The sequence below is a fragment of the Haloglomus irregulare genome (assembly GCF_007421925.1).
GTDB classification, from domain to species: domain Archaea; phylum Halobacteriota; class Halobacteria; order Halobacteriales; family Haloarculaceae; genus Haloglomus; species Haloglomus irregulare.
In genome coordinates, this window is the sequence record NZ_QMDX01000009.1 from 142,416 (window position 1) to 155,720 (window position 13,305).

The window sequence follows — 13,305 nt, forward strand, 5'->3', positions numbered from 1 at the left end:
GGGGACGGCCGTCGCCCGGACTACAGCGTATCGGGGCCGACGACGTAGTTGGTGTCCGTGCCGCCGAACTCCGACTCCGTCGCGCCCTGCTCACGTTCCTCCCCGCCGAACGTCTCGGGATCGACGGCCTCGGCCGTCGCCGGACCGAACGTGTACTGGCCGGTCTCGGCCGCGCCGCTCGGCGCCTCGACGAAGTATTCGAACGTCACCTCGCCCCCATCCACGTCGCCCGTGGTGACCGTCTCATCGAAGGTGACGACGCCGTTCTCGACGGAGTCGACATCACCGAACTCCTCGTAGACGTCCCAGCCGTCCGGGACCCGGTCGGTCACCGTCACGGCGTCGGTCAGCTCCTCGTTGAACCCGCTGACGGTGATTTCGACCTGGTTGGACCGGCCGCCGGTGAACACGGTCCCGTCGTCGTCTCGCGAGCCCTCCGGCTCGAGGTCGACCGTCCGTGGGTCGAACGCCTCGGCGGGGTCGAAGCTGACGCCCAGGTCGAAGTTCGCCTGGACGTCGTAGCCGTTGACGACGCCGGGGATGTCGACGATCTTCGCGACGACGTAGAACGTCCGCTCGGTCGGGTCGTCCCGCGAGCCCCGGTCCACGTCGACGGACACGGACGCGGTCCCGTCGGTTCCCCGGGCGGAGGCGACGACGTTCGGCTCGCCGTTTGCCGCCGGGCTCTCGGCGTCGTAGACGAACAGGTCGAGATGCGGCGTGTCGCCGGCCAGCCCCCGATTGGCGCCGGTGTAGCCGGTGAAGTCGACCGACACGTCCAGGCTGCCGCCGGGGACGTCGACGTAGCCCGCGACCGCCCGGGAGTCGACCGGGAGGTTCGTGCCGACGGCCTCCTCGGAGGTCGCCTCGTAGGTCTCGTCGCCGAGCACCGGGTCGGTACCGAGCAGGTTCCGGCTGACGGCGTCGACGGCGGCGTCGGGGTTGACGCGGCCGAAGCCCTCGTACGGGTCCCGGCCGCCGTGGGTGTACTGCGGCGCGCTCGGTGGCGACTTGGCCGCGTGGTACGGCGCGGCGGTGAACACGGTCTCGCTGGCGGTCGCGAGGACGACCTGCTTCAGCCGCATCACGTCCTCGAACCCGGTCTCGCTCGGCTCGGGGAGCGCGATGGCGTCGGGGGCATCCTCCTCCATCGCCTGCGCGACCAGGCCGGTGGTGCCGCAGGTGTACGGCGCCGCCATCGACGTGCCGCCCTTGCCGGTGTAGTCACGCGGCGGGTCCCCTTCGGCGTAGGCGGTGTCCTCGTCGCCGGTCTGGACCGCCCGAACGAGTTCGTAGTTACCGGGGATGGGGTAGCCGACATCCACCGGCAGCTCGCCGTCCGCCACGGCGGTCGCGAGCAGGATCGCGAAGTCGTTGACGTCCCCGCCGGGGGCGGTCACATCCGGCTTGCCGTCGACGTCGTCCTCGTCCTCGTCGACGGTCCCGATGCCGCCGGCGGAGTAGGGCGTCAGCCCGTCGAACGGGTCGGTGGCGGCCACCGAGATCGCCTCGTCCATGCCGGCCGGGACGCCGTTACCGTTGGCCGGGGTCATGGCGTTGCCCGCCGCCGCGACCGACAGGATGCCGCCCTCGGTTATCTTCCGGATCGCCGCGGGGATGTTGCTAAGGCTGCCGCCAGCGGCCCCGATGGGGAGGCCGAAGGCGAACCCCCAGGACATGTTGACCGCGCGGGTGTTGAACACGTCAGCGAAGGTATCCGCGAACCCGCCGAGGTCCTCGGTCGGGGCGGACAGCCCCTCGAGCCCGACCAGGCTGAAGTTCGGCGCGATGCCGGGATGGACCGCCTGGCTGCCGCCCGGCTGGCGAGCGCCGGCCGGCGGGGTCCCGTCGATATCCCCGGGGGCGACGTAGGAGCCGTAGGCGATCTCGGTGAGCCGTCCGGCGGTCGGGTTCCCCTCCTGGGCGCGCCCGCCGACCGCCTCGGTGGCGGCGTCCGTCTCGTAGGGTCGCACCCGGATGGTGTAGGTCGCGGTCCCCGCGTCATGCAGCGCCGGCTCGTCGGCGATGATGCTGTCGGTCCGGACGCCGGTGCTGTGGACGACCTCGTCCCCGTAGACGACCTCGAGACGGACGTTGTCGCCGATGGCGGAGGCGAACACGGTCGAGTCGGCCGCGACGTCGACCTCGTACTCGATGAAGTCACCCGGCAGCAGCGCCGCGTCCGGCCGCTCGTAGGTCGTGTTGTCGTAGTCGACGACCGACGCCTGTCCGGTGCCGGACATGATGCCGGCACAGTGGCTCCCGTGGCCGTCACCGTCGCGGGGCCGTCGGGCCTCCGTGTACCGGTTGGCCTCGTTGTACCAGCCGACCGTCTTCGGCGTCGTGGGGTCGACACCCGCCTGTCCGGGGTCGTAATCGATCTCCGCGAACGGGTCGACGCTGTCGGTCGACCCGAACGCGATGTCGGGCTGTTGGATCCCCTGTCGGTTGTTGACCGCGCCGCTGAACTCGTAGCTGGCGTTGGCGTTGATGTAGGTCTCGATGACCCAGCGGTACTTCGCGTCGGGTTCGATGCCGTTGGCGACGACCTGCTCGCCGGCGCCGGTTTGGGGATTGAAATCGGTGCCCGAACGGACGACCTCCCACTCGTCGTTGCTGTTCAGTTTCTCCAGGAACAGCTCGTTGTCCTGGCGCTGGGGCGTCCAGGTGAGCGTCCCCTCGAGTTGCGTGGGTTCGAGGTCCTCGTCGGACTCCTCCTCGGCTACCGTCGTCGGCGTGAACTCCACGATGACGTCGCGGCTGACCTGGCCGGCGTCGGCGACGCCGGGGCCGACCGTACCGGACTCCTTGAAGATCGCCAGCTCGGTGATCTCGACCTCGGCACCCGGGTCGGGGTAGCTGATGTCCTGCTCGTCGGCGTCGGCCAGGACCAGGTTCCCGTTGTCGTCGGTACTGGCGACGACGCCGTTCCACGGCCCGAGGTCGGGATGCCGGGCACTGAGCCCGGAGTCGGTGATGGCCAGCGTCCGGTCCGGGCGGCCGCGATAGCCCCGGTCCCAGACCTTCCGGGCCTCGACCGTCCGCCAGTTGAGGAGCCGGTCGTCGAGTTCGTCGATTCCCTGGGCGGCAGCCGTCCCGGCGCCGCTGGCGCCGAGCGCGGCGGCACCGAGCGCGACGCCCGACGTCTTGAGGAACGTCCGGCGTGGAAGCTCGCTTCCGCTCCGGTCACTGTCATTACTCATCGTATCGGTGACTCGGCAGGGGTGTCAAGAAGGGGTTCTGGCAAATCCGTCCAAAGGAGTGTGTGGGACGGAGGACGGCCGAAACCGGCGGATGAGGGTTCGTGTCACACTCGGCCGGTCACCGGAATCGGAGGCCGACACGGTGCGGAACCGCGGCGCCAGTACGGACGCTCGACCCGGGTCTGTGGGCCACCGGCCGAGCCGACCGGGCCGCCCGACGGCGGGGATGGTGGCTGACGGGCGATGGGGGGCGTCGGCCGCTACCGGCTCTCGGCAGCGTCGGTCTGCCCCCCGCCGAGGGCGTCCGTGACGTAGGCGGTCACCAGCTCCGTGACGGGCGCCCAGCAGCGGTAGAGTCGCCGGACGAGCGCCCCGAGCACCAGCAGCCCCAGGGCGAGGAAGCCCAGGTCGTAGAGGCCGCCGATGTCGAACGCCGCGAACAGGGGTCGGACCGCCCCCGCGAACCCCTCGTACGCGACGAGGACCGCGACGAACCGGACGAGGTACATGGCGCTCGCGCCCACGTGCTGGACAACCGTGTCGGTCCCGCCGAGCGACTGCTCGACCAGCCGCCGGACCGCCGGCGCCAGCACCACCAGCGCTCCGACCACGAGCGCCGTCGCGGCCGCGACGAGTACTGTCACCAGCGACACCGTGAGCGCGTCGAGGAGCCGGTCCGCGCCCGGGAGGAGCGCGACCAGTCCCAGCACGAACAGGAGCCCGACGAGGCCGAGACAGACCGCCACGACCCGCCGGACCGTCGACTCCTCGGCCGCCGGTACGAACCGGAGCGACCGGTCGTCGTCGCTGTCGACCATGGCACCCCGTTGGTTCGTCCCGCGGCCGATATAAGCGCGCTGGCCGCCGTGCGGGACGTTGACGAGGATGGGGGACACCGAACAGGGGTCCCGCCCACCGCGACGGGTCGCCGCGCGGTCCGCGGTCCTCGCGCTCGAGCGCTCGTCTCCGGGGGGCGGGCGGTGTCGGCCACCGCCACGGCGGCTCGTCGACCCTTCGTTTGTTCAGATTCCGTTCAGAACCGTTCGGCGGGCTGAATTCGGCCGAACGGAGTCCCTCTACTAACTACCGGCAGCGGATGGACTCGGATGCGATGAACCTGAGGCAACTCGCCGCGACACTGCTCGCGGTCACGATCGTCACTGCCGGTGCGGCCGGCGCCGTCGCCGCCGCCCCCGGCAACGCGCCCGACGACGCGGGCTCGCAGTCGGACGATGCACAGGACGACGACCACCCCGACGATGCGGACGCTGACGCGATGAACGAGCGCGCCGAGGCGGACCGCGCGAACGCCTCGGACCGTGCGACTGAGGACCCTGACGGGAACGCGTCGGTGCCCGCGGGCTCGGCTGGCGAGCGCGGCCCGCCGTCGGAGCTCCCCGGGCAGGTCCCGGCCCACGTCGGCGAGATCCACAGCAGTATCAGCAGCTACCTCGACGGGAGCATCGACGACCTCGGTCAGGCGCTCGCGGACGTGACCCCGGGGGAGGACACCGAGGATGCTGACGCCGACGAGGAGAGCGACGCGGCCGACTCCGGCAACGGGACGGCCACCGCGACGGCCGACGCCTGATGCGGCCCTCCGGTCACGACTGACCCCCCTCTCCGGTTCGCCGACGCCGTTGACACTCCGACATCGATAGCTCCTCGAGACCTGCCGCATCCACTCGGCAACTCGGTCCCGAGGCCGGTCACGTCCGAGGAGGTCCCTCGGCCGGCATCGAAACTGTGGATGTACACGAAGCGGAGACCTCTGTATCCAGCACGGCTGAGCCGACGCTCCGGGGGACCGTCAGCCACACGCTGCATAGAGCGCACGAGCCGTCCATCGACTCGGCCCGGTAGCCGGTGACCGGGCCGGACGACAGCATCGTATCCGCCATCCTCCCTGCGGGGGTCACCCCGGAAACAGGCTCTCCGAGAGGTACGCGGAGACCGTCCACGTCGGGTGGTTCACGACCTGGTTGATCTTCAGGTCGACGGCGGCCGAACAGAGCAGATACGCCTCCGTTCGTGTCAGCCCGCGGTGCTCGTGCAGGTGGTCGATCATCTGCTCGACGGCCAGCTTCGTCGCTTCCATCAGGCTATCAGCAACGCCGGTGGTTCCGTACACCGGTTCGTCGGCGCCGGTCGGACTGAACGGCCCTGTCGTCTCGAACCGTGGCTGGTCGATGTCCGGATTCGACCTGACCGAGAGCCGTGCAGTGACGAACATCGGTGCTTCGATTCCGGTCACGCAGACCTCGCCGTCGCCCTGTGCGCCGTGACAGTCGCCGATACTGAACAGCGCGCCTGCAACCTCGACCGGCAGGTAGAGCGTCGACCCGGCGGTGAGGTGTTTGATGTCCAGATTCCCCCCGACGCGCCGCGGTGGCGTGGTGCTGTGTTCCCCGTCCTCTGCGGGCGCGACGCCAGCGATTCCCGGGAACGGGTCGAGTGGGACCTCGATCCCATCGACGAATCGCCCGACGCCGTCATCGAGTTCCCAGATGTGGAGCCCCGGTTCGTCGAACTCGGCCGGGAGCAGTCCCTTGCTCGCTGCCGCGGGGTAGAAGTAGGTCACCCCGAACCCCTTGTGCTCGAAGTCGAGCAACTCGATCTCGAGCACGTCTCCCGGTTGGGCACCCTCTACGTGGACCGGACCCGTCAGCGGGTGGCCCTCGAACGACATCGCTCCGATGTCCTCGGCGGTCGAATCCCGGTCGAACGCGCCGTCCGGGGCCCCGCGACACTCGAACTCCACGACCGCGCCCGACTCGACCGTTCGGACGGGGTCGAGGCTGTTGTCCCAGCCCCCGATATGCACGTTGGCCGCACTGTCATCCAGTCGGTAGTCCGTCTCGTATCCGGCGGGCACGAGCGATGGACGACCGGCGGCATCTAAGATGTACCGCTCGGTCGGCCCCCGATCGCGCTGCCCCGAAGGAGCAGCCGAACCCCCCACCCGACCTCTCGACGGATCCGCCCCCGACGCCACATCTGTGGGGGCGTTCCGACCGCGGTTGAGTCGGGAGCGATTCGGCCCTCCGCCAGTACTAAACCCCGATTGCTACGTAGATACGCTATGGACGGAGCGTTCCCGCTCGAGGACCTCATTCGACTCCCGGATTTCCATAACCCCGTCGCCTCGCCCGACGGCGATACTGTCGCCTTCTACTACGACGAGACCGGGCGCGTCGAACTGTACGTGCAGGACCTCGACAGCGGCGACCGCACGCGGATCAGCGACGGAAACGTTCCGCGCAATGCCATCTATCCGCTGGGGTGGCGCCCCGACGGGGACGCCGTCGTCTTCCACGAGGACGAGGCCGGCGACGAACAGAACGATATCCACGAGATGACCCTCGACGGCGAGCGGACCCCGCTCGTCGAGCACGAGGGCCAGTGCCTGTTGCAGGATATCTCCCCGAACGGCGACCTGCTGTTCACCAGCACCGCTGGCGATCAGATGAACTGCTACCGTTACGACCGCGAGGTCGACGCGATCGATCGACTCACCGCCTACGACGAGCCCGTCCGGACCGCTGTATTCGCCCCCGACGGTGACCGGTTCTGTTACGTTACCAACGAAACCGACGAGACGGAGAACCGGGACGTCTACGTTGCGGACATCGCCGACTGCATCGAAACCACAGCACCGGCCGTCGAAGGCGCGGACGCGCCAGGCAACGACCAGCCGGCTCGGAAACTCGACATCGGCGCGGTCGGCTCCCAGACGAGTGTCGCCGATTGGGCGGGTGACCGACTGCTTATCGAGGACGACACCACAGGGTTCAGTCGAGGGGGCATCTACCACCGCAAGAACGACACAGTGACCTGGTACGGGCCGGGTGGCGTTGAGGAGTCAGCCCGTCGTTTCGCGCCCGACGGGGGTGTGATAACGCTGCGTCGCCGCGAGTGCGGGATGGTTCCTGTCCACTACACGGACCCGGACGACGGCTCCGAGTTCGATCTCCAGGAGGGGGTCGTCCACACCACCGGCGGCGGGTTGGACGGTGCGTCTACCTCGAACGGTCGCATACTTACGACGGCTCAGACTGCCGACGGCCGCGAACGCTTGCTGGCCTACGACCATTCGACTGGTGACGGCGACACGGTTATCGGCGCCGATTATGCCGACTTCGATCCCGAGACGTTCATCGACGCCGACTACGTCACCTACGAGTCACACGACGGCCTCGAAATCGACGGCCTGCTGTACGACTCCGGACGGCGTCCATCGCCCGCGCTCGTCATGGTTCACGGCGGCCCGCACGCGCAGAGCACCCGCCGGTTCAATCCGTTCGTCCAGTATCTCGTCGCGAGCGGCTACACGGTCTTCGCCCCGAACTACCGTGGCTCCATCGGGCGCGGTCGTGAGTTCACGGATGCGATTCACGAGGACTGGGGCGGCGACGAGCAGGGCGACATCCGCGAGGCGGGTCGCTGGCTCGGAGCCCGAAACTGGGTCGACGAGGACCGGGTCGCGGTCTTCGGCGGTTCCTACGGCGGCTATTCGACGTATTGCCAGCTCACCATGCATCCGGAGGAGTGGGCCACCGGCATCGCGATCGTCGGCATGACCGACCTCGAGTTGCTGTACGAGGAGTCGATGCCCCACTTCAAGTCCGCGCTGGAGGAGCAGCTCGGGGGAACTCCGGAAGACCGACCCGAGCGCTATACAGAACGTAGTCCCGTCGAGCACGCCGGGGAGATGGACCGCCCGATCTGTATCGTCCATGGCGTCAACGACCCACGCTGCCCTATCTCACAGGCCCGCATCTTCCGCGACGCTCTTCGAGATCGCGGCTGGACCGAGGGTCGAGGAGGCGAGTTCGAGTACTACGAACTCGGCGAGGAGGGCCACGGCTCCACGGACACCGAGCAGCGGATCCGACAGTATCGCATCCTCGTCGACTACATCGACCGCCGTCTGTGATCGGACGTGGTCGGTGAGGCGGCGGTCAGAGGGAGCCGAGCCGTCCGGAACTGAACCGCGGAGACGGCGGGGGAGGCGTACGGACTCGCGAGGGCTTCGTGACACCGCGTGCAACATCCGGACCGGCCCCGGTGCAGTTCGGGGAGCGGTCTCGCCGCGTGTGGGGGTTCGCCAGGCCTGCACGAACCTCGAACCGATCGACCCTGACACGGCAGTTGAACCGTCTCTCGAGGGCGGGCAGAGCGGACTCCCGGACGCCTCGCTGTGCGGCCACCGGCCACCTCTCGGCCGGTCCCGTCCTTCGAACGGGCGAGGCCGTCCCCCCCGGACCCATTCACCGGAGCGCCGTCGTAGCGAACGTGTCCGACTGCTGCGCTCGGTCCATCGGATTTCGCATCAACAGTTTCCCGAGGACGGCATCACGTGTGAACGACGGATGACACCACGAGTGCGACTCGACGAGTGGGAGACACTGACCGCTGAACTACGCCGATTCGGTCACGCGGGTGATCTGACGGTTACTGATGATCGGATCAGTATCGACTTCGGCTCTGCACGTGTCGAACTGTCGCGCGATGGGACGCTCCGGACCGGGATGCCGTTACACGACTTCAGGTACGATGGGGCCGTTGCCGTTGTCGTGGACCACCACGCCGGCACCATCACAGTCGACGCGGATGCGGTACGCTACAGCTTCAGGCGGCCGGACGGGTGACGACCACGGGAACGGATGCCCGACAGGACCGTATGCCAACAGCCATGCGGCTGTCCCTTTCACCCCAACTCGATACGACGCGAGTTCGGTACCGCAGGCAGAGCACGGAGCTATCGAACCGCTGGCTGGTCGTGGGCTCGACGCTGCCCTCACGAGCGGCCCGGATGTGCTCCTCGCTCTCGACCGGGTGCGTTGTGGCCGGGTCGATGACGTCCGACCGCGGCGGGTCGTCGTGGTCGTCGGCGACGACCGTCCCGCTGGCCTGCTCGAAGCGTCGTCTCCGTCCGTCGGTCGGGTCGAGTGCGGTTCGGTCGGTCATCGTTTACCCAGCGTTCGCAGGTGGGTGTGAGCCGCGGCACTCGGGTGAGCGACCACCCGACTACTCACGGTAGCGGCCTGCGTGGCCACTGGGCGGTCCGGTCTCCCCCCGCGGTTCTCGCTCCGCTCTATCCATCCCGAGCAGGTCGACCGGCGCGCAGAGTGGGTGCATCTCGCCGGTCGCATCGACCGAACTGTGACCCCACGGACTCCGGCTCGAAGGGGGTGTCCACGGACGCACCCTCCCGCCACGTTCTGTGAACCGCAGTCGGACTCACAGCACGGCGCGACGGGAACGCGACGGTCGTGACCGGCAGCCGTGCGAGGCGACTGCGTTCCGGCGTTGTGTGGGGAATACGGCGTGTCGGTGGCCGGGGTGCCGTACGCCCCGGTTAGAGGACACGGGGGGTCCCGGGCAGTGTTGGAGTACGGAGGCCGCGGCGAACACGGCGCGCGACGATCGCAAGACACCTCGGACCGGCGTTTGGTGCCTCGTGTCTCCGACTCGTCGTTGGCCACATCCACGCGTACAGGTCGTCGCCGCCCCCCGACGTACACCGTCCCATCGACCTCCGTCGGGACGGCGCCGATCCGCTCGACCAGCCAGCTCGCGGCCTCCCGGACTGCGCTCGGCCCGTCCGCGATCTCCCCGCGCGAGGAGCCCCGCCACCGTCTCGATGGGGTCGTCATTGACATGTCCTGACGTACCGTACGTTTTGCTGGTAGCTCTCGGTTTATGATTATCACAGATCTGGTACGAGCAAAATGGACGACACGGCGACCTCGAAACTGCCCGAGTCGACCATCGAAGCTCACACGACGATCGAGGAGCCCGAAGCCGGCGACGCGGCGGTCGTCGGGGAGTGCATCGCCGCGGGGGAGACCGCGATGACGGAGATCACCGACTACGACCAGAGCGATGCCGACGACCTCGCCCGGGCTGCGGCGTGGGGGGTCTACCAGGAGGACCACGCGGAATCACTGGTCGAGACGACGCTCGAGGCCACCGGCCTCGGCAATGCCACCGACAAGCGACCGAAGGTCCGAGAGTGGGTGAAGATCATCTTGGAGGACGCGCTCGACGAGCCCTCCGTTGGACGGATCCCCTGCAGCGACCCGGGGGTGGTCGAGATAGCCAAGCCCGTCGGCGTCGTCGGCGGCCTCGTTCCCTCGACGAATCCGGTCTCGACGGTGGCGAACCTGGCGATCCTCGCGCTGAAGGGCCGGAACGCGCTGGTGTTCTCGGCCTCGCCCGCCGGCCTCCCGCCGACGGCGGAGGCGGTCGGCTACATCCGTGCGGAGCTCGCGGCGGTCGGCGCCCCGCGGAACCTGGTCCAGGTTCTCCCCGCGCCGGCGTCGAAGCCGAAGTCGAACGCGCTGCTCGACCAGGCCGACCTCGTGCAGGTGACCGGCTCGGCGGCCAACGTCCGAGCCGGCCAGGCGTCGGGAACGCCGAACTACTGCGTCGGCGAGGGGAACCCGGTCGCGCTCGTCGATACGGGGGCCGACATCGAGCGGGTGGCGGCCGACACCGTCGACAGCGCGGCGTACGACGGCGGAACGGTGTGTGCCGCCGAGTCCTGTGCAGTCGCGCCCGAGGCGGTGTACGCCGACCTCCGAACTGAACTCGCGGCCGCTGGCGGCTACCGCTGTGACGCGGCGGCGACCGATCGGCTTCGGGAGACGCTGTTCCCGGACGGGTCGGGACCGGACCGCGCAGTCATCGGTCGCTCGGCACCGGACCTGGCCGCCGAGGCCGGGATCGATGTTCCCGACGGGACGACGACGCTCCTCGTCGAACCGACCGATACCGATACCGACCCGCTCGTCACGGAGTGTCTGTCGCCGGTGCTGGCGACGCTCTCGGTCCCGGACTTCGCTGCGGGACTGGACGCGACCGAGCGGATCCTCGACCGGGCGGGGGCCGGCCACAGCGTCGCCGTCCACACCGACGACCGCGAGCGGGCGTTGCGGGCCGCCCGGCGACTCGGGGTCTGTCGCATGGTCGTCAACCAGCCCGACCTGAACAGTTCCGGCCTCGCCGACAACGGCCTGACCCCGTCGCTCTCGATGGGTGGGGGCACCTGGGCTGGGAACCAGCTCGCACACAACCTCTCGTGCCGCGAGTTCATCCAGACGACCCGGGTCGCCTTCCCGGTCGAGAGCGATGCCACGGACGACGCCACGGTGTTCGCCCCCTATACCGAGGGCGCCAACGCGGACACCGCCACCGACGGCTGACCGCCGGCGACCGTCGGACTGATACGGCGGATTTCACCCGTGAGCGGTCGTGACGCGGCGTAGTCGGTCAGCGATCCGTCGCCGCAGATGACGGGCTTCTGCCCGACCCCGTCGAGGACCTGGCGGAATGTCCTGCACAGGGGGGCGGTGGTTCTATTGAAGCGGCGATGTGCTCATCTGTGGGCGAAGCACACTCCCTGCGCAGGGGTCGGAACCGTTGAGCGGAACGCGCGACCCGTGTGGTTACATCAACCTCCAGTGTAGTGGTGTTCTCTCGGTATTCTGCGAGATGATGGATCGGAATCAAACGACCCCGTCCGATCCGGTCTGGTGGCCTCGATCCTCCCAACCTACCGACCCTCCACCGTACTCCAGGCCGCCATTACCTACTCCCGGTTTGGACTCATCAGTAACAGATCCAGCGCAGAACACCGTGGTCTGGCCCCTGCCACGGTACTCAGTCATATCTCCGGGTATGCTGTACTCGGCTGTAATATCCGATTCTATCCCACAGAAGCGCCCGGATCGAACCAGCATCCATCACCTCTCTGAGAACATCGTGCTCAACTGCCGAGTCGCGTTCACTGGTCAGGTGGGAACGAGGTCCTGAACCCGTGGATGCAGGGACGTGCGTATATCCGGCAAGCCGATCAATCCTCCCTATCAGTTCATCGATCGATGCCGAGCCACGGCCTGTGGGGAGATCGTGGAGACGCATGTGGCACCCCCGATGACGCCTGTAGATCCGATAGATCGCCAGGGGGGCCCTCTGATCAGGTCCAATGTGATCGACGCGGGGCTCAACAGATCCGTCCGGTTCTCAGTGAACACTACACCTCCGGCCCCGGAAACTATCCCGCTCTGTTGCCTGCTTCCGCCGATGCTGCCAGCCTGACGTAGCGTTCCGCGTCGTCCGACCGTATCCGCCCGAGGACTCTCCGGTACTGACCAGAGTCGCCTCATCCTTGCCCGCGTAATCTTCCCCGGATCGGAGGCCTATCCCCCCCATCCCCGAGTAGATCCATCTCCTGAAGATCAAGCTCGGCTGGCTCTTCGGACGAGTAGGATATCTCATCACTCGCTTCGCCGTCCGGCCGTTCGAGAAACCGACGGCGATACCTGTTCTCCTCGATAGCGGATCCCTTGATCCCAACCTGATGACATCCCCTGATACGTGTCTCCAGTTCGGTCGTCCGTGTATATCATTTAGCATGCAGTCTCAGCAGGAATTTGACCCGCCGAACTCAATAAGACACATATCCCCGACTCTATACAGTAATATACGTGAGAAATAATGAAGGTGGAAGATCCCATCGATAGGTCACAGCAGCCAGCACCATCGGGGCTATACTGGTAGAAGTGAATACTGAACTGTGGCATACGCATCCGTTTCACGGTTCTTGGAACTCTCGGCAGCGGTGAGCATTGTTGGCTGTTTAGCCGCCGGAGTCACACCGGTGGTCGCTGGCGCGTCAGCGGCCTTCCTCGGCAGTATCACCTCCAGTGCAGTCCTCGGATTGGTGTTTGCAGGCCGGACTGTACAGCTACTCCGTGCGACTGGACAGGTCAGCCTCCCCGCAGCCGTGTTAACGACTGTCTTCGGCGGGTGGTTCATGTTGGCGCCGCTACTGTATGACGTGGGCTTCCTAGCGACAGCGGGTACCCAGTCGGCTGGAATGCTCATCTCGACGTTCTCGTTGTACGTCGTCATCGCTGGACTGAGCGACGGCCCGGCCTGATACCGACCCGCCCGCGGCCGACATCGACCCTCACCACAGTCCCTGTGCAGTGTTCAACTGGTCGGCCTTGCGGAGAGGCGTCGACGCGGACCATGGACGGGTCGACTGGCCCTCGCGACGAAACGGTGGCAACGCTCGCGACCGGGCGATGAC

The 13,305-nt window shown here is 67.8% G+C and carries 9 protein-coding genes; 5 read left to right on the top strand and 4 right to left on the bottom strand.

Annotated elements, in window-relative coordinates; all coding sequences use genetic code 11:
• Positions 1-20 precede the first annotated feature (20 nt).
• A complete protein-coding gene (locus DP107_RS13815) occupies positions 21-3,203 on the bottom strand; it encodes a S8 family serine peptidase (protein ID WP_144262735.1) in 3,183 nt (1,060 codons plus the stop codon).
• Between the two features lie 260 nt (positions 3,204-3,463).
• Positions 3,464-4,021, bottom strand: coding sequence for a hypothetical protein (locus tag DP107_RS13820; protein ID WP_144262736.1), 558 nt, complete (start codon positions 4,019-4,021; stop codon positions 3,464-3,466).
• Between the two features lie 293 nt (positions 4,022-4,314).
• Between DP107_RS13820 and DP107_RS13825 the strand changes: the two genes are divergently transcribed.
• Entirely contained in the window at positions 4,315-4,794 is a 480-nt protein-coding gene (locus DP107_RS13825) for a hypothetical protein (RefSeq protein WP_144262737.1), read from the top strand.
• A gap of 324 nt (positions 4,795-5,118) precedes the next feature.
• On the opposite strand, the gene DP107_RS13830 is transcribed toward DP107_RS13825, so the two are convergent.
• Positions 5,119-6,078 (bottom strand): acetamidase/formamidase family protein, encoded by a 960-nt coding sequence (locus DP107_RS13830; RefSeq protein ID WP_144262738.1) that lies wholly within the window; start codon positions 6,076-6,078, stop codon positions 5,119-5,121.
• A gap of 207 nt (positions 6,079-6,285) precedes the next feature.
• Between DP107_RS13830 and DP107_RS13835 the strand changes: the two genes are divergently transcribed.
• Both DP107_RS13835 and DP107_RS13840 read left to right on the top strand, forming a co-directional pair.
• Positions 6,286-8,139 (top strand): S9 family peptidase, encoded by a 1,854-nt coding sequence (locus DP107_RS13835; RefSeq protein ID WP_144262739.1) that lies wholly within the window; start codon positions 6,286-6,288, stop codon positions 8,137-8,139.
• A gap of 448 nt (positions 8,140-8,587) precedes the next feature.
• A complete protein-coding gene (locus DP107_RS13840; RefSeq protein ID WP_202877410.1) occupies positions 8,588-8,854 on the top strand; it encodes a hypothetical protein in 267 nt (88 codons plus the stop codon).
• Here the strand turns inward: DP107_RS13840 and DP107_RS13845 are convergent.
• Positions 8,835-9,173, bottom strand: coding sequence for a DUF7386 family protein (locus tag DP107_RS13845; RefSeq protein ID WP_238330881.1), 339 nt, complete (start codon positions 9,171-9,173; stop codon positions 8,835-8,837). The two genes, DP107_RS13840 and DP107_RS13845, sit on opposite strands and share 20 nt — an antisense overlap.
• Before the next feature lie 764 nt (positions 9,174-9,937).
• Here DP107_RS13845 and DP107_RS13850 point away from each other — a divergent pair.
• Positions 9,938-11,413 carry an aldehyde dehydrogenase family protein gene (locus DP107_RS13850; RefSeq protein ID WP_144262741.1) on the top strand — a complete coding sequence of 492 codons (1,476 nt, stop codon included), beginning with the start codon at positions 9,938-9,940 and terminating at the stop codon, positions 11,411-11,413.
• Positions 11,414-12,786: 1,373 nt separating this feature from the next.
• Entirely contained in the window at positions 12,787-13,152 is a 366-nt protein-coding gene (locus DP107_RS13855; RefSeq protein ID WP_238330882.1) for a hypothetical protein, read from the top strand.
• Positions 13,153-13,305: the final 153 nt, after the last annotated feature.

Bases quoted from the DNA above. Each gene is read 5' to 3' on its own strand.
- DP107_RS13845 (WP_238330881.1), bottom strand. From the start codon at position 9,173: ATGACCGACCGAACCGCACTCGACCCGACCGACGGACGGAGACGACGC.
- DP107_RS13835 (WP_144262739.1), top strand. From the start codon at position 6,286: ATGGACGGAGCGTTCCCGCTCGAGGACCTCATTCGACTCCCGGATTTC.
- DP107_RS13825 (WP_144262737.1), top strand. From the start codon at position 4,315: ATGAACCTGAGGCAACTCGCCGCGACACTGCTCGCGGTCACGATCGTC.
- DP107_RS13820 (WP_144262736.1), bottom strand. From the start codon at position 4,021: ATGGTCGACAGCGACGACGACCGGTCGCTCCGGTTCGTACCGGCGGCC.
- DP107_RS13815 (WP_144262735.1), bottom strand. From the start codon at position 3,203: ATGAGTAATGACAGTGACCGGAGCGGAAGCGAGCTTCCACGCCGGACG.
- DP107_RS13850 (WP_144262741.1), top strand. From the start codon at position 9,938: ATGGACGACACGGCGACCTCGAAACTGCCCGAGTCGACCATCGAAGCT.